Genomic DNA, 22,129 nt, shown 5'->3' on the forward strand with positions numbered 1-22,129 from the left:
AACTGGGCCGGAAAATCCGTTGGTTCCGCTCTATCAGCTCGTGAGGCTCTCACCTCACGGCATCGATGGCCGATTCGATGACCTTGGCGACCGGCTCCGGGTTGGAGATGAGCGTGAGGTGCGAACCGCCCTCGAAGGTAGTGACCTTCGAGCCTGCCCGCCGCGCCATCTTCATCTCGGACGCGGGAGTGATGATCCGGTCTCCGGTGCTGATGAAGAACCAGGAGGGAATGGTCTTCCACGCCGCGTACTTGGAAGGGGTGTTGAGGGCGGCGGTCGAGGCGGCGCGTTGCGAGGCCCAGAGATCGGTGGCCTGTTGCACCGGCAGGTTGTTGGCGAAGTACTTCAGGAAGACGCCCTTCTTGAGATAGAGATTGCCGGCTCCGGCCGGGGCGTTGGCGTAGGGCACCGAGTCGAACAGTGTGCTGGCCGGTGCGTTGAGGGCGGAAGTGGAACCGCTCAGGGACGCCGTGGTCTCCCCGACAGCCGGGGCGGCTGCGTCGACGAAGACGAGTGCCTTGACGTTCCCGGTCCGGGCAGCCGCATTGGTGATCACAGCGCCGCCGTACGAATGCCCGACCAGGACGACGGGTCCGGGGATGCTCTCCACGAAGTCGGCGACCGTGCGTGAGTCGGTGGTCAGGTTCTGCAGCGGGTTGGCGATGGCGCGGACGGTGTAGCCCTTGCGCCGGAGAATGTCGATCTCACCGTTCCAGCTCGATGTTCCGGCCCAGGCGCCGTGCACCAGCACCACGGTGGGCTTGCTGCTCTTCGACGCCGGGCTTCCGGCGAGCTGGACGGTGGCCGTCCGGGCGATTGCCTGTCCGTTCCTGGCCTCGGTGCTGCAATTGATGGTCAGGGCGGTCCCTGCGACAGTGGCTGCCGATGCGCACAGTGCGATCCGTATGAGGCTTCTTCGTGATCCGAAGACATGCATGAACGGGCAGTCCTCCTTTGCTCTTCTGCTCCACCCGAGCGTGCGACTGCGAGGATGCGCTTGCATCGGAAGGCGTCGCCGAGCAATCCGTGGCCGGACATGAGATCGGCCTCTTCTGCGACACTAAGTGCCCGCTAGTGCGCAGTGCTCGTTACGAGGGGTCCAATGGGTGATGTTCCGGCCCCCACCGGCGGAAACGGCCGTGGAGGTCGTGGTGCGGGGTCAGCCGAGTTTGCGTCGTAGTTGCAGGCTGTACAGCACCAGGAGCGAGGGCGCGATCAGCCCTGCGGCGACGCAGGTCACCACGAACAGCACCCACAGGCTGGCCGCCGGAGCCGCTGCGTGCTGGATGGTCAGATGCGTGCCCAGCAGGTAGGGGTACTGGGCGACGCCCCAGCCCGCGACGACGGTGGCGATCGCGATGGCCGCCAGGGTCCGTACGACGGAAGGGCGGCCCCTGCGCAGCAGGAGCAGCGCGGCGAGGCCGCACACGCCGGAGACGGCTAGGAGGGGAGCGCCCACCGTGCGCAGCTGGTGGAACAGGCGCGGGGAGTCCGTGTGCAGGAGGAACACACCTGCCAGTGCCACCAGACCCGCGGCGATGCCCGCGCCGAAGGACCGGTAGCGGAACGCCTTTTCCAACGAGGTGTCTCCACGGCGCTGGGCCTGCCCGGTGAGGAACACGGCGGCGAGATAGGCGCAGACCGTGACCGCGAGTACTCCGCCGAGAATGGACGTCGGGTTGACCCAGCTGGTCAGCGCGTCACCGTGCCCCGCCGAGGGGACGCGTCCGGAGGCGATCCCGCCCGCGATGGTGCCGAAGAAGTACGGGGTCAGTACCGACGAACAGGCGAAGACGGCACCGCTGATCCGCTCGCCCCGGCTCCGGGTCAGCGCATGACGGAAGGCGAAGCCCGCTCCTCTCGCGACGATGCCCAGTGCCGCCAGCCCGAGGGGGATGTACAGGGTCGTGGTGATGGCGGTGAAGGCCTGGGGAAAGCCCGTCCAGATCGTGACGAGGCAGAAGATCAGCCACGTGTGGTTGGCCTCCCACACCGGGCTGAGGGAGAGGTTGATCAGCTCGCGAGCGTGCCGTCCCCGGGCAGGCCCCCCGGCCGTCAGGTCCCAGAAGCCGGCCCCGTAGTCCGCCCCACCGAAGAGGGCATAGGCGATGACCCCGACGAACAGGATCGCGGCGATCAAGGTGCTCATTAGAGTTGTCCGTTCATCTGTCGATGACGCCTCGCCGGCGTGAAAATCGGTACTGGGGCTGTCCGCCGACGCCGCAGGTCCATGAGCTGTTGAGCCCGCATTAGAGTCTGGTGAGGGAGCCGTCCGAGGGGCCGCGCATTGTCGTCTCGAGCACGCCGTTCAGGTTCTCCGTTTCCCCTTGAGACACCCCGGGCAGCCCCGTCCGCACCAGGCACAAGGGGAGGCACACGATGGGGGAACTGGCGGAGGAGCAAGACGACGGAACGGTGGCCCGGGTCGCGGCGATCGATATCGCCAAGGCGTCGGGGATGGTGTGCCTGCGGGTGCCGCACGACACCATCGAGGGTCGGCGGGTCCAGGAGGTCTGGAACGTTGCCGCGACCACCAACGTGATCCTGGAACTCGGCGACAAGCTGATCTGCCAGGGCATCCAACGCGTGGTCATGGAGTCGACGGGCCCTTACTGGCGGCCCTTCTTCTACCTCTTGGAGGCGCGGGGGCTGGAGTGCTGGCTGGTCAACGCGCGGGATGTGAAGAACGTCCCCGGTCGGCCCAAGACTGACAAGCTGGACGCGGTCTGGCTGGCCAAGCTCGCCGAACGGGGCATGGTCCGGGCCTCGTTCGTCCCTCCGAAGTCCGTCCGGCAGCTGCGGGATCTCACCCGCACCCGGACCGTGTTCGTCCAGGAACGCACCCGGCACAAGCACCGGGTGGACAAGATTCTTCAGGATGCGCAGATCAAACTGTCCAGTGTGGTCTCGGATCTCTTCGGCGTATCGAGTCGGGCCATGCTCGACGCACTCGTCGCCGGTGAACGCAGCCCCCGGACGCTGGCGGACCTCGCCCGGGCCAGCCTGGCCGCGAAGAAGCCGGCGCTGATCGAGGCCCTGACCGGGCAGTTCGACGAGCACCACGGCCGCCTGCTGCACGTCCTGCTGGACAGCATCGACCACCTCACCGCGCAGATCCGTGAGCTCGACCGGCTGATTGCCCTGGCCCTGGAAGAGATCACCGCCCCGTCCGACGACACGGGAACCAGCCCGCCTGACGCCGAGGACACCGCGCCGGCCGCCAGCAGGACTGCACAAGACCTCGTCGAGCGGCTGGACGCGATCCCGGGGGTCGGTCCCACCGCCGCACAGATCATCCTCGCGGAGATCGGCGCGGACATGAGCCGCTTCCCCACCCCCGAACACCTGGTCTCGTGGGCGAAACTGTGCCCCCGCACCACCCAGTCCGGGACGAAGAACACCGCGGGCCCGACCGGAAAGGGCAACCCCTGGCTCAAAGGGGCGCTGGGCGAGGCCGCCAGCGCGGCCGCCCGCACCGACACCTTCCTCGGCGCACGCTACCGGCGCATCGTCAAACGCCGCGGCCACTCCAAGGCCCTCGTCGCCGTCGCCCGGTCCATCCTGGTCATCGCCTGGCACCTGATCAACGACCCTGACGCCCGCTACCAGGACCTCGGCGCCGACTGGCACCAGCGTCACCTCAATCCGGCCCGCAAGACACGCGAACTCGTCCGCCAGCTCCAGGCCCTCGGCCACACCGTCAGCCTCGCCCCCGCAAGCTGAACTTCCCACTCGTCCAGGACATCCGTTCCGCTCCGCGGAACGGATGCTGCCGCCTGCCCAGCTGGGGATCGATTTTCCGTTCAGGACCATCCCTTCTGCAGCCCTCATGGGTAGGGTTGTGACCTCTCGGTCCCGGTGAGTGCATGGCCATAGGTGCGCGCCGTTCGACGGCCTGCATGAGTTCCGCCAGCCCTGCCGGGCCGAGGCCGTCTGATCGGCTTCAGGGACACGCCCCGCGGAGGGCCGATTAATGAGCTCCCGGCAGACGACCTCACTACCGGGCAGGTGCTCCCGGATCGGCCTTGGAGTACAACGCACGTGTTCATCGGATGGGACTGGGCGACCGAGACACATGACGTGACGGTCATGGACGCCTCCGGCAAGCGCATCGACCGGTGGGAACTGGCCCACACCGAAGAAGGTTTCGCCAAGACCCTGGCGAGGCTGCGCAAGCACGGTGACCCCGCCGATCTGCCCGTGGCCATCGAGACCACCCGCGGCCTGGCCGTCGACCGGCTGCTCGCCGCCGGCCACCCCATCGTGCCGGTGCATCCGAACGCCTTCCACGCCATGCGGGCACGTTGGGGCGCTTCCAAGGCCAAGACCGACGCCGGCGACAGCATGAAACTCGCCGACTACCTGCGCACTGACGGGCACCTGCTGCCGAGGCTGGAGCCCACCGAGCAGGCCACCCTCGATCTGCAGGCCCTCACCCGCACGCGCGCCGATCACATCGAGGCCCGCATCGCCGCTGTCAACCAGCTCGCCGCGCGGCTGGACGAGCACTGGCCCGGCGGCAAGGCGGTCTTCGCCGACCTCGACAGCGATATCGCCACCGCGTTCCTGGAGCGGTACCCCACCCCGGCCTCCGCCGCCAAGCTCACCGCCGGACGCCTCGAGGCCTGGTGCAAGCGCCGCGGCTACTCCGGCAAGAAGCCCGGCAGCGTCCTGATCGAGCGCCTGCGCGCCGCCCCCGAGGCGGTCTCCCGCCTCAGCGAAGCCGTCGTCGAACAGCTCGTTCGTGTCCAGGTCCGGCTGGTGCAGTCCATCCGCACGACCATCCACACCCTGGACAAGGCCATCGCCGAAGCCGCCGAAACCCACCCCTACGCGCCGCTGTTCGCCACCATGCCGCGCATCGGGAAAGTCAGCCTCGGTCAGGTCATCGGCGAGATCGGCCCCATCCTGGAACGCGCCCAGACCTGCGAACAGCTCATCGCCGAAGCCGGTGTCGTCCCCGTCACCCGCGCCTCGGGCAAGGCCCGCACGGTCTCCTTCCGCTTCGCGACCAACCGCAGAGCCCGCGTCGCGCTGACCACCTTCGCCGACAACAGCCGACACGGCGGCGACTGGGCCGCCAAGATCTACAACGATGCCCGAGCGCGCAAGAAGCGACACCCCCACGCCATCCGCATCCTGGCCCGAGCATGGCTCCGCGTGATGTGGGCCTGCTGGCGCGACGGCGTCTGCTACGACCCCGTGATTCACCAGGCCAACAACAAGATCAACACGCCCACCGGCGAGCCTCTCGCGGCATAGAGGTTGACTCAGGGAACTCATGCGTCATCAGCTCCGGTGGTGCGCCCGTTCATCGCCGGCGTCGGCTCGGGGCCGTACGGGACCGCGACGGCGTCGGTACCTTCCCGGGACCACCGGCGGCCCATGGTGCGCAGGACGTACAAGGCGCCCGCGCCGACGCAGGCATAGATCGCGAGGACCGTCGCGAAGAGCGGCCACAGATTGCCTTGCGTGGCGACCGCGTCCCTCGTCAGCAAGAGCCCCACGACGGTCCAGGGCTGGCGCCCGACCTCGGTCACCACCCAGCCGCTCTCCAGGGACACCAGCGCGACCAGACCGGCGATGGCCGAACTGCGCAGGAACCAGCGGTTCATCGGCACCTCGCGCCGCCGCCACCACAGCCAGCCGAACCAAAGGGACAGCAGGAGCAGGAGTGAGGCGGTGCCGACCATGACGTCGAAGGCGATATGCACGACGCTGACCACGGCGTCCGTGGGGCGTACGGCGGCCGGGATCGCGTCGAACCCCTTGATCGTGGTGGAGGGGCGGAAACCGGCGAGGATCGAGGCCACGTCGGGCAGCGGGATGCCGTAGCGCACCTTGCCGTCGATGTAGACGCCGCCGACGGTCTCCGCAACGTGATCGCCGGTGGTCGGCACCATCTCGATGGCGGCGAACTTCGCCGGTTCCCTGTCGAACACCTGGCGGGCGATGGTGTCCCCGACGATGAACTGCAGCGGCATGGCGATCGCGGCGACCGTGAAGGGGACGAGGAACCCGAGCCGGTGGTAGCGGTCCCGGCGTCCCTTGAGCAGGCCCCAGGCGTACACCCCCGCCACCATGAACCCCGCGACGATGTACGCCGCGAGGAGCATGTGCACCATTTCCCACCAGAACGCGCCGTTGAAGAAGACCCTGGACGGGATCACGTCCACCACACGCCCGTTCTTCACCACGACCCCCGCAGGCTGGTTCATCCAGCTGTTGGCCGCGATGACGGAGGCCGTTCCGCCGATGCCCGCCAGGGTGACCACCACACCGGTGAAGAAGTGCGGCCACGGTGGAAGCCTTTTCCAGCCGTAGATGTAGATGGCCATGAAGATGGCTTCGAGGAAGAAAAAGAGCCCTTCGATGGCAAAGGGAAACCCGAACGCCGACCCGTATCTGTTCATGAGTCCGGGCCAGAGCAGCCCCATCTCGAAAGTCAGCACCGTGCCGGTCACGGCCCCCACGGCGAACAGTACGGCGGCCACTTTGGACCACCGCTGCGCCAGGAGCAGCGCCTGCTGATCGTCGCGGCGGAGCGCCCAGTACTGACAGAACAGCATCATGAAAGTGAAGGCGACGCCGAAGGGCACCAGAATGATGTGGAAGCCCAGGGTGAACGCCATCTGCTCGCGCGCGGGGAGGAGTTGTGGCGGGTCGGCGGCTCCCAGGAGGGCAGACAACACCATAATTCCTCTTTTCGGCTCGGACGGTGGCGGACGATTCGTTTGGCGTGGCGAAAACGGGCTGCCGGCGCCGGCACCCAGCGGCCGGGGCGCTCCCGCCAGGCGGCGAACACATCCGGATGCTGACGTGCCGTCCAGGCGCAGGCCTTCTATATGGCCCGGCCAGGCGTCGGCCGGACAGTCGAATCCCCGTTCGCCTCATTCATCCGCGGGATGGCGCGAGGCCCGTTCACCGGGGGATTCCAGCGGACCATGTACCGGCTGACATTCCTGGGCTCGCCCCACCCGGACGCAGGACAACGGCGGGAGTGGGGAGTCGGCCGCGGGCCGCGAAACTCCACTTTTGCCGTCGTCTTTTCGACGGCCGCTCCCGTCTCCTGCGCACCGTTCATGGCCTTTACCTTTCGGCACCTTGTGCCAGCCTGAAGAGTCATCCTCCCGAGTGGCCGGGCCGAGTGATTGCCGGGGTGATTCCGAGCATGTCTTGCCTTCCGAGGCCGATGGTAAACAGCCACTCGGCGGCACACCCGCTCCGCCGGGCGGCGGTTTCGCCGGTTCCTCCTGCAGGGCCATGCCGTCGGCGCCAGTCGGCGGAAACGCCGAGCAGGACAGCGCACCGATGCGGTGCCCCGACGGGGCACGTGTGTCCGGAACGGCCCCCGCTTCGCTGCGCCGGGGCCGTCGGCCGCCTACGCTCGCTCCGTGCTCCGAATCATCGACGCCCGCAGCGGCGAGCCCACCGAGATCCGTCCGGGCCTGGTCCGCGTCCAGGCGCACACGGCCGGCGCCGACACCTCCGCCCTGCGGGTGCTGCTGGTGGCCGACACGCTGGCCCGGGCCCTGGAACTGAGCGGAACACCCGTGGTCACGGTCGCCGCGCTGCCCGCCGGACTCCGGGCACGCGTCGAGGACTTCGCCATCCGGCCCGCGGAGCCCGACGCGCCCAGCGTCGGACGGGTCCTGCACGTCCTCGGCGCGCGGGGCACGGCTCCCGACGGAGTACACGTCGAGGTGGCTCCGGCGACCGGGTCCTACGACGCCGGCGAGCCGTCGGCGGTTCGCCTCGCCCTGCTTGCCCGTGCGCGCCGGGAGCCCGTGCAGCTCGATGCGGCCGTCCTCGGCGAGGCGCGCGACACGCTCGCGCACTGGCGGAAGGCCGTCGCGGGCTGGTCGACCCGCCCCTCGAAACCCATCCCCCCGCAGGTGCGGGACGCGTTGCGCGCAGCCTGGGAGGACGATCTCGACATGCCGGCCGTCCTCGATGTGCTGCGCCGGGTGGAGAGCGCCGACGACGTGCCGGACGGTGCGCGCTTCGAGACGTACGCCTACGCCGACCGGTTGCTGGGTCTGGGCCTCGCCCGTGAGATCGGGGGCCAGGCGTGAACGGCCACTCCGATGACCGCCCGCTGCGCAGACTCGTCGTGCTGCGGCACGCCAAGTCCGATTGGCCCGCCGGGGTCGACGACCACGAGCGGCCACTCGCGCCGCGCGGCCGCCGGGACGCCCCGGCCGCCGGACGGGCGCTCGCCGAAGGGGACTGGCTGCCCGACCTCGCGCTGTGCTCGACCGCCGTCCGGGCCCGGCAGACCTGGGAGTTCGCCTCGGCCCAGTGGGGCACTCCACCACCGGTGCGACTGGACCCGCGGCTGTACGCCGCCGATGTGCCCGACCTGCTTCAGGCCGTACGCGACGTACCCGCATCCGTAGAGACTCTGCTGGTGATCGGTCACAATCCGGGACTGGCGGAGCTGGTTCTGGCACTCGCCGGGGACGGCCTCGACGACACCCTGGACCGGGTCCGCACCAAGTTCCCCACCTCCGCCATCGCTGTACTCGCCTGGCACGGCGTCAGCTGGGACGCCCTCGCCCCGGGCGCGGCACTCCTGACGGACGTGACCGTGCCGAGGGGCGGGAAGCAGGGCCGGTAGCAGGGGCTAACCGACATGGATCCGGGGCCTGCGCTCCGGGCCGGGCTCGGCGCGGCGCAGCACCTCGCGCGTGACCGGGGCGACTTCGCCGTCCCCGAAGACAAGGAAGCGCAGCAGTTGGCTGAACGGATTGCCCTCGGTCCAGTTGAAGTAGACGTGCGGCACCTCGCCGGTGCGTTCGCGCAGCTCCATCAGGACGGCCGCGATGGTGTTGGGCACCGTCGCGCCGGCCACGCGCAGCCTGCGCACCCCGTGCTTCTCGTCGCCGTGGACGGCCAGATCGGTGGTGAAGTCCGAGGAGTCGGTGACATAGACCTCCAGGAACAGCACCGGGCGCCCGCCGGGGATATGGGTCTGTTCCCGCTGGCTGTACTCCTTGGCGCGGTACTCGCCGGTGGTGTGCTCCTGCGGCTCGTTGGCGATCAGCCTGAGTGGCCCGCTCGCCCGGGCCTCGTCGATGAACCGGGCCGCCGTCTCGTCGAACGTCACGGCTGCCGCGCGCAGTTCGAACGCGCGGTGTACACGTGAGGCGAAGGACGTGACCAGGATCGTGACGATGAAGATCAGTGCGATCTTGATGCCGTCGGGCCGCTCGATCATGTTGGTCACCAAGGTGTACGCGAAGACGGCGGTGATCGTGCCGAAGCCGAGTGCGGCCGTCCGGTGACCGCGCCGGTGCACGGCGACCGTCGAGGCGAACGCGGCCGAGAGCATCAGTACGAGCACTCCGGTCGCGTACGCGCCGCTCTGGTCGTCGACGTTCGCGTCGAACCAGAGGGTGATGAGCACCGCGGCCGCGATGAAGACCAGGACGAGAGGCCGTACGGCGCGCGTCCACTCCGGGGCCATGCCGTAGCGCGGCAGATAGCGCGGCACCAGGTTCAGCAGCCCGGCCATCGCGGAGGCCCCCGCGAACCACAGGATCGCGATCGTCGCGATGTCGTAGACCGTGCCGAAGCCCTCGCCGAGGTGCTGGTGCGCGAGATGCGCGAGCGCCCGTCCGTTGGCCGGTCCGCCGCTCTTGAAGGCGTCCTGCGGGATCAGGATCGTCGTCGCCAGGCTGGACAGCAGAAGGAAGACGCTCATGATCACGGCGGCTGTGGTGAGCAGCTTCCGGGTGTCCCGGACCCGGCCGGCGGGATCCGCGTAGGTGTCCGTGGGATCGCCCTTGACCTGTGGCATCACTGCCACGCCCGTCTCGAAGCCTGACATGCCGAGCGCAAGTTTCGGGAAGACGAGCAGCGCCACTGCGGCCATCGCGAGTGGCGAGGAGTGCTCGGCGATCATCGCGTGCGTCCAGTCACCGATCCGCACCGGATGGCTCAGCACCTCCCAGGCGGAGACCGCGAGCACGACGACGTTGAGGGCGAGATAGGTGGCCACCAGTGCCACGGCGATGCCGATGGCCTCCTTGAACCCCTTCAGGAAGACACCGCCGAGCGCGGCGAGCAGAAGGAGGGTGATCCAGGCGTTCCCACCCTCCGTCCAGTGCGGTGCGAAGGGATTCTCGACGACGTGCGCTGCGGCGTCCGCGGCCGACAGGGTGATCGTGATCATGAAGTCGGTGGCCGCGAAGCCGAGGAGGACGAGGACGAGGAGCTTCCCCGCCCACCACGGCAGCAGCCGCTCCAGCATGGCGATGGACCCCTCGCCGTGCGGACTCTCATGCGCCACCCGGCGGTAGACGGGGAGGGCGCCGAAGAGGGTCAGCGCGATCAGGACCAGCGTCGCCGGCGGTGACAGGAGCCCGGCCGCCAGCGCGGCGATACCGGGCTGATAGCCCAGGGTGGAGAAGTAGTCCACACCGGTCAGGCACATGACCCGCCACCAGGGGTGGCCCTTGTGCCCGTCGTCCGGGGCGGCGTGCGGACCCGGGTGCCGGGCCGTACGCTCGCTCAGACCGTCCAGGAGCCACGCCCGCCAGTGGGCCTTGGTGGCGGAGGGCCGTGGATGGGCGGGTCCGGCGGCGTCCGGGCTCTCCACCTGGGTGCCGGGCATGCTTCGCTCTCCCTGGATCGTTCGGGGCGGCCCCACGGGCCGCGGCATGGACCCGGGCCCGCCAGGACCCGGGGTGTGCGGACAACGACGAGCGCGCATCCACTATGTGATCATCTGCCCCGGAAACGGCGGCGAACGCCCGAAGGGGAGCCGGGGCCCACAAAGGCGGAGCGCGGTGGCGGCGTACCGGCCCGGTCCCTCGACCGGGTCCGGGCCCTCGTGCGGCGCGCGGGTGGGCGGCCGCATACGCTGGCCCGATGCAGGAGGAGTACCGCACAGTCGCCCGCGCGGGCGTGCACGAGACAGAGGTCAACCGCTCCCGCTTCCTGTGCGCCCTCGCCCCGGCCGCCTCCGAGCAGGAGGCCCAGGACTTCATCGCGGGTGTCCGCAAGGAGCATGCCGACGCCACGCACAACTGCTACGCGTACGTCGTCGGAGCCGACGCCGCTGTGCAGAAGGCCAGTGACGACGGCGAACCGGGCGGCACCGCGGGCGTCCCCATGCTCCAGATGCTGCTGCGCCGCGACATGCGGTACGTGGTGGCCGTCGTGACCCGCTACTACGGCGGGGTGAAACTCGGCGCGGGCGGGCTCATCAGGGCGTACGGGGGAGCCGTGGGCGAGGCCCTCGACGCGCTCGGCACGGTCACCCGCCGCCGGTTCCGGCTGGCCACGGTGACGGTCGACCACCAGCGCGCGGGCAAGGTGGAGAACGACCTGCGGGCGACCGGCCGTGATGTGCGGGACGTGCGCTACGGGGAGGCGGTCACGATCGAGATCGGGCTGCCGGACTCGGACGTGGAGGCCTTCCGGGCCTGGCTCGCGGACGTCACCGCGGGTACGGCCGGATTCGAACTCGGCGGAGAGGCGTACGGGGACGGGTGACGGGCCCGGCGTCTGACGCACGGTCGGCCCTGATGCGGGCCGATACGGGAGTAACCGCCCGTGATGTCAGACCCGGCCGTTAGTCTCGGGGATCATGAGGCTGCTGCACACTTCCGACTGGCATCTGGGCCGGGCGTTCCACCGGGTGAACCTGCTCGACGCCCAGGCCGAGTTCATCGGGCATCTCGTCGCGACCGTGCGTGAGCGCGACGTGGACGCGGTGGTCGTGTCGGGGGACGTGTACGACCGCGCGGTGCCGCCGCTGGCCGCCGTCGAGCTGTTCGACGACGCCCTGCACCGCCTCGCCGAGCTCGGCGTGCCCACGGTGATGATCTCCGGCAACCACGACTCGGGCCGTCGTCTGGGCGTCGGCGCGGGGCTCATCGGCCGCGCGGGCATCCATCTGCGGACGGACCCGGCAGCCTGCGGCACACCGGTCGTACTCGCCGACGCCCACGGCGATGTGGCCTTCTACGGCCTGCCGTACCTCGAACCGGCCCTGGTGAAGGACGAGTTCGGGGTCGAGAAGGCGGCACACGAGGCGGTGCTCGCCGCCGCCATGGACCGGGTCCGCGCCGATCTCGCCGGGCGCGCACGCGGCACCCGTTCCGTCGTCCTCGCCCACGCCTTCGTCACCGGCGGCGAACCCAGCGACAGCGAGCGGGACATCACGGTCGGCGGGGTCGCCGCGGTACCCGCCGGCGTCTTCCACGGAGTGGACTACGCGGCCCTCGGCCATCTCCACGGCAGTCAGACCATCACCGAGCGGATCCGCTATTCCGGTTCCCCGCTGGCGTATTCCTTCTCCGAGTCCGGCCACCACAAGAGCATGTGGCTCGTCGACCTGGGCGCGGACGGCTCGGTCACGGCGGAGCGCGTGGCCTGCCCGGTACCGCGCCGCCTGGCACGGATCCGGGGACGCCTGGAGGACCTGCTCGCGGACCCCGGGCTGGCGGGCCACGAGGAGGCATGGGTGGAGGCCACCCTCACCGATCCGGTGCGGCCCACCGAGCCCATGGCCCGGCTGACCGAGCGCTTCCCGCACACGCTCAGCCTTGTCTTCGAACCCGAGCGCGCCCCCGAGGAGTCCGGCGTCTCGTATGCCCGGCGGCTGGCCGACCGCTCCGACCAGGAGGTCGCGGAGGACTTCGTGCTGCATGTGCGCGGGGCGGGCCCCGACGAGCACGAACGGTCAGTCCTGCGGGACGCGTTCGACGCGGTGCGCGCCGACGAGGCGGTCCTGGAGGCCGCCCGGTGACCATGCGTTCACGGGACACGGAGGGAGCCCTGTGAGGCTGCACCGGCTCGACATCACCGCCTTCGGCCCCTTCGGAGGCACCCAACAGGTCGACTTCGACGAACTGTCCGCCGCCGGGCTGTTCCTGCTGCACGGACCGACGGGCGCCGGCAAGACCTCCGTCCTGGACGCCGTGTGCTACGCCCTGTACGGGGCCGTACCTGGCGCCCGGCAGAGCGGCCAGGGCCTGAACCTGCGCAGCGACCACGCCGCCGCTCAGACGCGCACCGAGGTCCGGCTCGAACTCACCGTCGCCGGACGCCGCTTGGAGATCACCCGGCAGCCGCCGTGGGAGCGCCCCAAGAAGCGCGGCACCGGCACGACGACCGACAAGGCCCAGACCTGGCTGCGCGAGTACGACTCCGCGGCCGGCGCCTGGAAGAGCCTCAGCCGCTCCCACCAGGAGATCGGCGAGGAGATCACCCAGTTGCTGGGGATGAGCCGCGAGCAGTTCTGTCAGGTCGTCCTGCTGCCCCAGGGCGACTTCGCCCGGTTCCTGCGCGCCGACGCCGAGGCCAGGGCGAAATTGCTCGGCCGGCTGTTCGACACCCACCGCTTCGCCGAGGTCGAAAAACGCCTGGCCGAGCGGCGCCGGGCGGCGGAGGCCGAAGTACGGGACGGGGACACCGCGCTGCTCGCCGACGCGCACCGGATGCAGCAGGCGGCCGGTGACGCACTGCCCCTGCCGGACCTCGCCCCCGGCGACCCCGGGCTCGCCGACGCCCTGCTGAGCTGGGCCGCCGTCGCCCGGAGCACGGCGCGTGAACGGCTCACCGTCGCACACTGCGCGCGTAAGGCCGCTGAATCCGCGCGCGCCACGGCTGAGCGCCTCCTCGGCGACGTCCGCGAACGGGCGCGACTCCAGCGCAGGTTCGCCGAGGCCCGGGAGCGTGCGGCGCTGCTCGAGGAGCGGGCCGAGGCCCACCGTGCGGCGCAGACCCGCATGGAGCGCAGCCGCAAGGCGGAGGCAGTGGCTCCCGCGCTGGACCTGTGCGAGCGCGCGGAGAGCGAGCACCGGGGCGCTGCCGCAGCGGAGGCGCGCCTGCGTGCCCAGCTCCCGGCGACGTTCGGGGAGGCCGGCGTGGCCGGACTCGCCGCCGCCGCGCGCCGGGCCGCCGAGGAGCTCGGCGGTCTGGAGTCGGCCCGCCGTGCCGAAGAGCGGGTGGCCGGGCTCGCCGCGGAGCGGACGGAACTGGACCGTGAGGAGCACGCCGACGAGGCCGTGCTTCAGGAGGCCGAGGACTGGCTGGGCGGCTGGGAGGAGATCCGGACGGACCTGCAGAGCCGGATCGACGCCGCACAGCAGGATGCCACCCGGGCCGAGCAGCTCGCAGTGCAGCGCGAGCCCGCGCAGAGGCGGCTCAACGCCGCCCGGATGCGCGACGAGCTGGCCCGGGACACCGAAGCGACCCAGGCCCGCGCCCTGTCTTCCCGCGAATGCGCGCTGAAGGCGCACGAGCACTGGCTCGACCTCAAGGAACGGCGCCTGAAGGGCATAGCGGCGGAGCTCGCCGCCGGCCTCGTGGACGGCGAGCCCTGCGCCGTCTGCGGCGCCGTGGAACACCCCGCGCCCGCGCGGAAGGTCGCCGGGCACGTCGGCCGGGAGGCGGAGGAGCGGGCCCTTGCCGCCCACCGGCAGGCCGACGAGGAGCGCGCCGAGGACGAACGGCGGCTCGGCGTCGTACGGGAGGCACTGGCCGCCGCGACCGCCGAGGCGGGCGACGCCCCGACAGCCCGGCTGGCCGAGGAGGCCGACGACCTGGAGCGGCTCCTGCGCACCGCGCGGGCCGGCGCGGCGCAGCTGCACGCCGCACAGGAGGAATTGAGGCGGGCGGAGCAGGAGCGGGAAAGGCGCATCGCGGACCGGCAGCAGGCGGCCGTGCGCGGGGCGGCCCGGCTCTCCCGCCGCGACGCACTTGATCGTGAACGGGCAGCGCTGGAAGAGGAGTTGACCCGGGCCCGGGGTGACGCGGGAAGCGTTGTGGCGCGTTCGGCGCAGCTGGAACGCACCGCCGCACTGCTCACCGAGGCCGCCGACGCCGCGCGCGCCGCCGAGGACAGCGCCCACCGGCTCAAGGACGCCGAGGGACGGCTCGCCGACGCCGCTTTCCGCGCCGGGTTCGAGACCCCGCAGGCCGCGGCCGACGCCCTCCTCGACGACGCGGCCCACCGCGAACTGCAACGGCGGCTCGACGTCTGGCAGCAGGAGGAGGCGGCCGTGCGGGCGGTACTCGCCGAGCTCGAGACGGTGGCCGCCGCACAGCAGCCGCCCGCCGACCTGCACGGTGCCGAGCGTGCCGCCGAGGCCGCGGCCCGCCGGCTCCAGGACGCCGCCTCCGCCCAGGACGCGGCGGCCCGCCGCTGCGCGGAACTCGACCGGTTGTCGGTACGGGCCAACGCGTCCGTCCGGCGTCTCGCGCCTCTGCGCCGGCAGTACGACCGGGTGGCCCGGCTGGCGTCCCTGGCGGCCGGTACCTCAGCCGACAACGAGCGCAAGATGCGCCTGGAGTCGTATGTGCTCGCCGCCCGCCTCGAACAGGTGGCCGCCGCAGCGACCGTACGACTGCGGCGCATGTCCTCGGGCCGCTACACCCTGGTCCACTCCGACGACCGCTCCGGTCGCGGCCGGAGCGGCCTCGGACTGCATGTCGTCGACGCGTGGACCGGGCGCGAGCGCGACACGGCGACCCTCTCCGGCGGAGAGACGTTCTTCGCCTCTCTGGCGCTCGCCCTCGGCCTCGCGGACGTCGTCACCGACGAGGCCGGCGGGATCCGCCTCGACACGCTCTTCATCGACGAGGGGTTCGGCAGTCTCGACGACCAGACCCTGGACGAGGTCCTCGACGTCCTGGACTCGCTGCGTGAACGGGACCGCAGCGTGGGCATCGTCAGCCATGTCGCGGACCTGAGACGGCGCATCCACGCCCGCCTGGAGGTCGTGAAGGGCAGGACGGGATCGGTGCTACGGCAGCGGGGAGCCGGCTGACGCGGCTCAGCGGCCGAGGGGGCGGCGGGGGAGGGGCGAGGAGTACACCACGCTCGTCGTCACCGAGCCGAGCGCACCGATCCTGCCCGACACCTCCTCCAGATGCCGCATCGAACGCGCCGTCACCTTGATGACGAAGCAGTCGTCGCCGGTGACGTGGTGCGCCTCCAGGATCTCGGGAGTCGCGGCCACCAGGTCGTGGAACGGCTTGTAGTTGCCGTTCGGGTATCTCAGCCGGACGAACGCCAGGATGGGCAGACCCAGGCGCTCCGGGTCGACGACCGCCGCGTACCCCTGGATGACACCTGCCTCCTCCAGCCGCCTGACCCGTTCGGTGACCGCGCTCGGGGACATGGAGACGGCACGCGCCAGCTCGGCATAGCTGGAGCGGCCTTCGCGCTGGAGGACGTCGAGGATGCGCCAGTCGGTGGCGTCCGGGGAATACGCGGTCATTCCCGAGTGATAGCAGGGGAATCCCCGGCGGCTCAAGAGGGCTGCCGTCGATCGCACCTGCAGGGAGGCGGTCGGTGACCGTAGATTTCGGGACGTCGAGAACATCCAGGGAAAGGCCCGACGATGACCATGGACACGACGTCCGTCAACCCCGTCCTGCGTGTGCCCCCGGCCGCCCCGGCCACGGCCGCCGCCCACTTCCGGGCGAGCCTCGCCTTCCACGCCGATGTGTCCGACGTCGCCGCCGCACTGTCCGCCGGCGCCGGCCCTGGCCTCGTCCTCCTCGACTCACGCTCCACCGCGGCCTGGGACCAGGGCCACATCCCCGGCGCCGTCCATCTGCCGACCGCGCTCGTCCCGGAGCAGGCCGAACAGCTCCTCGACAAGTCCGTGCCGGTCGTCACGTACTGCTGGGGCCCCGGCTGCAACGGAGCGACCCGTGCGGCACTCGCCCTGGCCGAACTCGGTTTCCAGGTCAAGGAGATGCTCGGCGGCTTCGAGTACTGGGTGCGGGAGGGCTTCGGGTTCGAGACCGGGGAAGGCCCGGAACGCCGCGCCGCCGACCCGCTGACGGCACCCGCGGAAGCGGCGAACTGCGGCTGCTGATCGGCCGGAAGCTGTCCCTCCGGTACGCCTCGTGCGTGTAGCTTCTGGGCATGGCCAGATACGCGGATCAAGGAACGGTCGAGTGGGTGGAGTCGGGCGGGGGACCGCTCATCCTGGTACCGGAGGCGGTGCTGCCGTTCTGGGCGGGCGCCGACGGCGACGAGACGTCATCCGACTACGACCGGGCATGTGAGGTCGAGGGCTACATCGGTCTGCTGCCGGTCGGTGACACCCGCGCCCTGGTCCTCGGCGACGAGCCCGCCTCCACCGCCTTCCTGCCGGAGCACGGCACGTTCGTGCGGTGGTGCGCCGCGGACTCCGAGTCCACGCTGCTCGACCGGGTGCCCGAGGCGCTGCGGACGGCCGAGTGGGAGCCCGAGGTGCAGTGGGACGTGCCGGGTGACGTCCGGCTGTTCGACGCGGCCTGGCCCGGAGACGAGTCCGAGCACACCGAGCACCTTCGTGTGACACTCGCCCCGGGGCGGTACGCGGTGCGGGCGGCGTACGTGGAACCGGGTCCGGAGGTGTGGATGGGGCTCGTGCAGGTGCGCAGGACGGGCGACTGACGGAGGCCGGGGACGCCGCAAATCGAGTGCGTACCCCCTCTTCCCTTGCGCATCATGCGGTCATGCCGCCTGCCGCGTACTCCATTCCCGAAGACCTCCGCCGCGACCCCCTGCCCCTGCGTGGCCGGACCGCCCTCGTCACCGGGGCCAGCCGCCGCGCGGGCATCGGCCTCGCGGTCGCCCGTCGGCTCGCCGCGTACGGTGCCGGCGTCTATCTGCACCACCACGTGCCGCATGACGCGAAGATGCCCTGGGGCGCCGACCGTCCCGAGGACGTCGTCGCCCAGGTGCGTGCCGCGCTCGGCGACCCCGAGGCGCCCGTGGCCCACGGACCGGCCGATCTGTCCGACCCGGCCGCCCCCGCCGAACTGATCGCGAGGGCCGCCGAAGCGCTCGGCGGACGGATCGACATCCTCGTCGCCAACCACGCCCTCAGCGGCAGCGACGGCACACTCGACACCCTCGACGCCGCCATGCTGGACGCCCATTGGGCCGTGGACACCCGCTCGGTACTGCTCCTGATCCAGGCGTACGCCCGGCTGCGCGCCGGACTGCCCGGCGGCGGTGCCGGTGGGCGGGTGGTGATGATGACCTCGGGGCAGGACATCGCGGGCGGCATGCCGGGCGAGATCGCGTACGCCCTGCAGAAGGGCGCTCTCGCCTCGATCACGCGTTCGCTGTCGACCGCGCTGGCGGAGCACGCCATCACCGTCAACACGGTCAACCCCGGTCCCGTGGACACGAACTACCTGACCGGTGCGGCGTACCAGGCCGTCGCCGAGCGCTTCCCGGCCGGGCGCTGGGGCATGCCGGACGACCCCGCACGCCTCATCGCCTGGCTCGCCACGGACGAGGCGGCCTGGATCACCGGACAGGTCATCGACTCGGAGGGCGGCTTCCGGCGCTGACGGCGGGGCCCGGAGCGACGATCCGGGCCCCGCCGTCTTCCGTTGTCACAGCCCGGACAGTTCCTCCACCAGGTCGTCCAGACCCAGCGAGCCCTGCGAGAGCGCGGCCATGTGCCAGGCCTTCGCGTCGAACCCGTCGCCGTGGCGCCGCCGTGCGTTCTCGCGGCCCAGAAGCCAGGCGCGTTCGCCCAGCTTGTAGCCGATCGCCTGGCCCGGCATCGAGAGGTAGCGGATCAGCTCGCTCTCCACGAATTCCGCCGGACGGCTGCTGTGCGAGCCGAAGAACTCCTGGGCCAGATCCGGCGTCCAGCGCTCTCCCGGGTGGAACGGCGACTCGGCCGGGATCTCCAGCTCGAGATGCATGCCGATGTCGATGATGACGCGGACCGCGCGCATCATCTGGGCGTCCAGGTAGCCGAGCCGGCGCTCCGGGTCGGTGAGGAAGCCCAGCTCGTCCATGAGGCGCTCCGCGTACAGGGCCCACCCCTCCGCGTTGGCACTGACGAGGCCCACCGTCGCCTGGTAGCGGGAGAGGTTCTCCGCCACGTGCACCCACTGGGCCAGCTGGAGATGGTGGCCTGGGACACCTTCGTGGTACCAGGTCGAGACCAGGTCGTACACCGGGAAGCTGGTCTGGCCCATGGTGGGCAGCCAGGTCCTGCCGGGACGCGAGAAGTCCTGGGAGGGAGCCGTGTAGTACGGGGCCGCGGCGCCGCCGGGCGGGGCGATGCGGGCCTCCACCCTGCGCACCCGCTCGGCCAGTTCGAAGTGGGTGCCGTCCAGCGCCTCGATCGCCTCGTCCATCAGACCCTGGAGCCACTCGCGGACCTCGTCGACGCCCTCGATGCGGGTGCCGTTCTCGTCGAGGTGCGCCAGCGCGACCCACGGGGTCTCGGCGCCGGGCAGAACCTTTTCCGCCTCCTTCTTCATCTCGCCGAGCAGGCGGTGGTACTCGGACCAGCCGTAGGCGTACGCCTCGTCGAGGTCCAGGTCCGTACCGTTGAAGTAGCGAGCCCAGCGGGCGTAGCGCTCGCGGCCGACCGTGTCCGGCGCGCCCTCGATCGCCGGCGCGTACACGTCCCGCATCCAGTCCCGCAGTTCCACGACGGCCGCGGTCGCCGTACGCGCCGCCTCGTCCAGCTCCGCGCGCAGCGCCTCCGGGCCCTGGGACGCGAAGTCCTCGAACCAGCCGCGGCCCTTGCCGTCCGTGTCCGACCACTCGGTGAGCTGTTCGATGAACGTCGCGGCCGGGCCCGGCCCCCCGTACAGCTTGCGCTCCAGGCCGAGGGCGAGGCACTCGCGGTAGCCGCGCAGCGCGGCGGGGACGGCGCGCAGTCGCTCGGCGATCGCCGCCCAGTCCTCGTCCGTCGCGGTGGGAGTGATCGTGAAGACGTCACGCACGGAGTGCACCGGGCTGTGCAGGTTGCTCACCGTCCTGAGGGCCTCGTCGGCCTCGTGGACGGCGAGTTGGGCGACGAGCCGCTCGCGCAGTAGGCGCGCGCAGCGGCGCTCGATGTCGCTGTCGGCGCCGGGGCGGCGCTCGGCCTCGTCGAGTCGCGCGAGGGTCTCCCGCGCCAGCTCGGCGAGTGCCTCCTGGCCCGCGGGCGAGGTGTCGGGCAATCTGCTCGAACTCTCCTTCACCCCGAGATAGGTGCCGGTGACGGGGTCGAGGGCGACGAGGGCGTCGACGTAGGCGTCGGCGACCTCCCGGGGCAGGGGGCTGCTGGTGGTGTCTGACATGCGGACAATCCTGATACGGCGACGTGGTCCGCGTCACGGGGTTTCCGCGCTCGGCTTACGTCGTGCCGGAAGGTTTCGGCACGGCATGGCCGGGAGGCAGCAGGGGGCCGCAGTCCCACTGCTGGAAGATCAGCCGGGTCTCGACCCGCGCCACTTCCCGCCGCGCCGTGAACTCGTCGAGAACCAGCCGCTGCAGGTCGGACATGTCCGCGACCGCGACATGCACCAGGTAGTCGTCGGGCCCGGTGAGGTGGAAGACCGTGCGGGACTCGGGCAGCGCCCGGATCCGCTCCACGAAGGGACCCACCAGCTCCCGCCGGTGGGGTCTGACCTGCACCGACAGCAGAGCTTCCAGGCCGCGCCCCAGCTTCGCCGGGTCGAGCCGCAGTTGGTGGCCGAGGATCACGCCCGAGCGGCGCAGCCTCGTCACCCGGTCCAGACAGGTCGACGGCGCGACCCCCACCTGGGCCGCGAGGTCGCGGTAGGTCGTCCGGGCGTCGTTCTGCAACAACCTCAGAAGGTGGAGATCCACCGGGTCCAGTACGACGGAAGCGGCCATGTGCCGAACGTAACACGGGCTTCTCGACCGCGGCCACGGGCGTTGTTCAGTCTGCCGTCCATGGATTCCCGGACTCATGACGCTCAGGACGGATGTCCCACCGGCGACTCGCCCGCTCGCCGGGCACTCGCCACCGAGGCCGTGCACGCCGGACGTGAGGACCTCGCCGAGCTGGGGTTGCACGCGCCGCCCCTCGACCTCTCCACGACCTATCCCTCCCGCGACAGCCGCGGCGAGGCCGCCCGTATCGACGCCTTCGCCGCCGACGGCGCGGAGCTCGCGGGCCCGCCCGTCTACGGGCGGCTCGGCAACCCCACCGTGACCCGGTTCGAGTCCGCGCTCGCCCGGCTCGAGAACACCGAGAGCGCGGTCGCGTTCGCGAGCGGCATGGCGGCGCTCAGCGCCGTCCTGCTCGCCCGGAACGCGCTGGGTCTGCGCCATGTCGTCGCGGTGCGCCCGCTCTACGGCTGCAGCGACCATCTGCTGACCGCCGGGCTGCTCGGCTCGGAGGTGACCTGGACGGATCCGGCCGGCATAGAGGACGCCCTGCGCCCCGACACCGGTCTGGTCATGGTCGAGTCCCCGGCCAACCCGACGCTCGCGGAAGTCGACCTGCGCGCGGTCGCCCACGCCTGCGGGTCCGTACCGCTCCTGGTGGACAACACCTTCGCGACACCCGTGCTCCAGCGCCCCGCCGAGCAGGGAGCGCGTTTGGTCCTGCACAGTGCCACGAAGTACCTGGGCGGGCACGGCGATGTGATGGGCGGGGTGGTGGCCTGCGACGAGGAACTGGCGCGTCGGCTGCGCCAGGTGCGCTTCGCGACGGGCGCCGTGCTCCACCCGCTCGCCGGCTATCTGCTGCTGCGCGGTCTGTCCACACTGCCGGTGCGGGTGCAGGCCGCGTCGTCCACCGCCGCCGAACTGGCCCGCCGGCTCGCCGCGGACCCGCGGGTGGCCCGCGTCCACTACCCGCGGATCGGCGGCGCGATGATCGCCTTCGAAGTGAACGGCGATCCCCACGCGGTGATCGCAGGGGTCCGTCTGATCACTCCCGCCGTCAGCCTCGGCAGTGTCGACACCCTGATCCAGCACCCGGCGTCCATCAGCCACCGCATCGTCGATGAGACGGACCGCTGGGACGCCGGGGTGAGCGACCGGCTGCTGCGGCTGTCGGTGGGCCTGGAGGACGTCGAGGACCTGTGGACCGATCTCGACATGGCTCTGGGAGCGGAGCGCGCCCTGAACCTTTGGCGGCAGGAGGAGGTCGCGGGGCGGTAGGCCGGGGAGCCGGTAGGCCCGGGAGCCGGCCGGCTGGGGGTCACCGGTTGCTCTGCTGCGGTGGGGCGATCGGTGGTCCGGCCGTGGTGGGGTGGGCGGTCGACTGACTGGGGTGGTGCGGGCCGGTGGTCCGACCTCCGTTGGGTGAACGCTCCCTCGGCAGCGGTGGTCCGGCCGAGGTGGGACGGTCGCTCGGCTACGGAGGTGCGGTGCCGGTCGTCCGGGTCCGTCACG

General features: G+C 71.1%; 18 protein-coding genes. 11 read left to right on the forward strand and 7 right to left on the reverse strand.

Going from position 1 to position 22,129, the window contains the following annotated elements:
- Positions 1–49 precede the first annotated feature (49 nt).
- Both ACQEXA_RS44640 and ACQEXA_RS44645 read right to left on the reverse strand, forming a co-directional pair.
- Complete coding sequence (locus ACQEXA_RS44640; RefSeq protein WP_432925327.1) at positions 50–937, reverse strand: alpha/beta hydrolase; 888 nt, start codon at positions 935–937, stop codon at positions 50–52.
- Positions 938–1,159: 222 nt separating this feature from the next.
- Positions 1,160–2,149 carry a cytochrome d ubiquinol oxidase subunit II gene (locus ACQEXA_RS44645; protein WP_432925325.1) on the reverse strand — a complete coding sequence of 330 codons (990 nt, stop codon included), beginning with the start codon at positions 2,147–2,149 and terminating at the stop codon, positions 1,160–1,162.
- Positions 2,150–2,379: 230 nt separating this feature from the next.
- Here ACQEXA_RS44645 and ACQEXA_RS44650 point away from each other — a divergent pair, with 230 nt between their 5' ends.
- Positions 2,380–3,723, forward strand: coding sequence for an IS110 family transposase (locus tag ACQEXA_RS44650; protein ID WP_432921322.1), 1,344 nt, complete (start codon positions 2,380–2,382; stop codon positions 3,721–3,723).
- A 318-nt stretch (positions 3,724–4,041) separates the two neighbouring features.
- On the forward strand, positions 4,042–5,262 hold the full coding sequence (locus ACQEXA_RS44655; protein WP_433132800.1) for an IS110 family transposase: 1,221 nt from the start codon (positions 4,042–4,044) through the stop codon (positions 5,260–5,262).
- Between the two features lie 17 nt (positions 5,263–5,279).
- Here ACQEXA_RS44655 and ACQEXA_RS44660 read toward each other — a convergent pair whose 3' ends face one another.
- Positions 5,280–6,695: a cytochrome ubiquinol oxidase subunit I gene (locus ACQEXA_RS44660; RefSeq protein ID WP_433132802.1), complete on the reverse strand. Its 1,416-nt coding sequence runs from the start codon at positions 6,693–6,695 to the stop codon at positions 5,280–5,282.
- A gap of 699 nt (positions 6,696–7,394) precedes the next feature.
- Here ACQEXA_RS44660 and ACQEXA_RS44665 point away from each other — a divergent pair.
- Complete coding sequence (locus ACQEXA_RS44665; RefSeq protein WP_432925319.1) at positions 7,395–8,075, forward strand: hypothetical protein; 681 nt, start codon at positions 7,395–7,397, stop codon at positions 8,073–8,075.
- Complete coding sequence (locus ACQEXA_RS44670) at positions 8,072–8,620, forward strand: SixA phosphatase family protein (protein ID WP_432925317.1); 549 nt, start codon at positions 8,072–8,074, stop codon at positions 8,618–8,620. Before ACQEXA_RS44665 ends, ACQEXA_RS44670 begins: the two co-directional genes overlap by 4 nt.
- 6 nt (positions 8,621–8,626) lie before the next feature.
- Here ACQEXA_RS44670 and ACQEXA_RS44675 read toward each other — a convergent pair whose 3' ends face one another.
- Complete coding sequence (locus ACQEXA_RS44675) at positions 8,627–10,618, reverse strand: amino acid transporter (protein ID WP_432925315.1); 1,992 nt, start codon at positions 10,616–10,618, stop codon at positions 8,627–8,629.
- A 257-nt stretch (positions 10,619–10,875) separates the two neighbouring features.
- On the opposite strand from ACQEXA_RS44675, the gene ACQEXA_RS44680 reads away from it, so the two are divergent.
- The 3 genes from ACQEXA_RS44680 to ACQEXA_RS44690 all read left to right on the forward strand — a co-directional run bounded on the left by ACQEXA_RS44680 (position 10,876) and on the right by ACQEXA_RS44690 (position 15,785).
- Positions 10,876–11,502, forward strand: coding sequence for a YigZ family protein (locus tag ACQEXA_RS44680; protein WP_433132804.1), 627 nt, complete (start codon positions 10,876–10,878; stop codon positions 11,500–11,502).
- Between the two features lie 94 nt (positions 11,503–11,596).
- Complete coding sequence (locus ACQEXA_RS44685; RefSeq protein WP_432925311.1) at positions 11,597–12,760, forward strand: exonuclease SbcCD subunit D C-terminal domain-containing protein; 1,164 nt, start codon at positions 11,597–11,599, stop codon at positions 12,758–12,760.
- Positions 12,761–12,791: 31 nt separating this feature from the next.
- Positions 12,792–15,785 carry an AAA family ATPase gene (locus tag ACQEXA_RS44690; RefSeq protein WP_432925309.1) on the forward strand — a complete coding sequence of 998 codons (2,994 nt, stop codon included), beginning with the start codon at positions 12,792–12,794 and terminating at the stop codon, positions 15,783–15,785.
- Between the two features lie 6 nt (positions 15,786–15,791).
- Here ACQEXA_RS44690 and ACQEXA_RS44695 read toward each other — a convergent pair whose 3' ends face one another.
- Positions 15,792–16,238, reverse strand: coding sequence for an Lrp/AsnC family transcriptional regulator (locus ACQEXA_RS44695; protein ID WP_432925307.1), 447 nt, complete (start codon positions 16,236–16,238; stop codon positions 15,792–15,794).
- A 123-nt stretch (positions 16,239–16,361) separates the two neighbouring features.
- Here ACQEXA_RS44695 and ACQEXA_RS44700 point away from each other — a divergent pair, with 123 nt between their 5' ends.
- The 3 genes from ACQEXA_RS44700 to ACQEXA_RS44710 all read left to right on the forward strand — a co-directional run bounded on the left by ACQEXA_RS44700 (position 16,362) and on the right by ACQEXA_RS44710 (position 18,318).
- Positions 16,362–16,844 carry a rhodanese-like domain-containing protein gene (locus tag ACQEXA_RS44700; protein WP_432925305.1) on the forward strand — a complete coding sequence of 161 codons (483 nt, stop codon included), beginning with the start codon at positions 16,362–16,364 and terminating at the stop codon, positions 16,842–16,844.
- A gap of 50 nt (positions 16,845–16,894) precedes the next feature.
- A complete protein-coding gene (locus tag ACQEXA_RS44705; RefSeq protein ID WP_432925303.1) occupies positions 16,895–17,410 on the forward strand; it encodes an immunity 21 family protein in 516 nt (171 codons plus the stop codon).
- Between the two features lie 62 nt (positions 17,411–17,472).
- The gene (locus ACQEXA_RS44710; protein ID WP_432925301.1) at positions 17,473–18,318 is read left to right on the forward strand and encodes an SDR family oxidoreductase; all 846 of its coding nucleotides are present in this window, start codon (positions 17,473–17,475) and stop codon (positions 18,316–18,318) included.
- Positions 18,319–18,363: 45 nt separating this feature from the next.
- Here the strand turns inward: ACQEXA_RS44710 and ACQEXA_RS44715 are convergent, their stop codons facing one another.
- Positions 18,364–20,058: a DUF885 domain-containing protein gene (locus ACQEXA_RS44715; RefSeq protein ID WP_433132806.1), complete on the reverse strand. Its 1,695-nt coding sequence runs from the start codon at positions 20,056–20,058 to the stop codon at positions 18,364–18,366.
- A gap of 55 nt (positions 20,059–20,113) precedes the next feature.
- Positions 20,114–20,617: an Lrp/AsnC family transcriptional regulator gene (locus ACQEXA_RS44720; RefSeq protein ID WP_432925297.1), complete on the reverse strand. Its 504-nt coding sequence runs from the start codon at positions 20,615–20,617 to the stop codon at positions 20,114–20,116.
- Positions 20,618–20,677: 60 nt separating this feature from the next.
- Between ACQEXA_RS44720 and ACQEXA_RS44725 the strand changes: the two genes are divergently transcribed.
- Positions 20,678–21,895 (forward strand): trans-sulfuration enzyme family protein, encoded by a 1,218-nt coding sequence (locus ACQEXA_RS44725; RefSeq protein WP_432925295.1) that lies wholly within the window; start codon positions 20,678–20,680, stop codon positions 21,893–21,895.
- The last annotated feature ends 234 nt before the right edge of the window (positions 21,896–22,129 follow it).

Source organism: Streptomyces sp. CA-106110 (genome assembly GCF_050936285.1).
Taxonomy (GTDB): Bacteria; Actinomycetota; Actinomycetes; order Streptomycetales; family Streptomycetaceae; genus Streptomyces.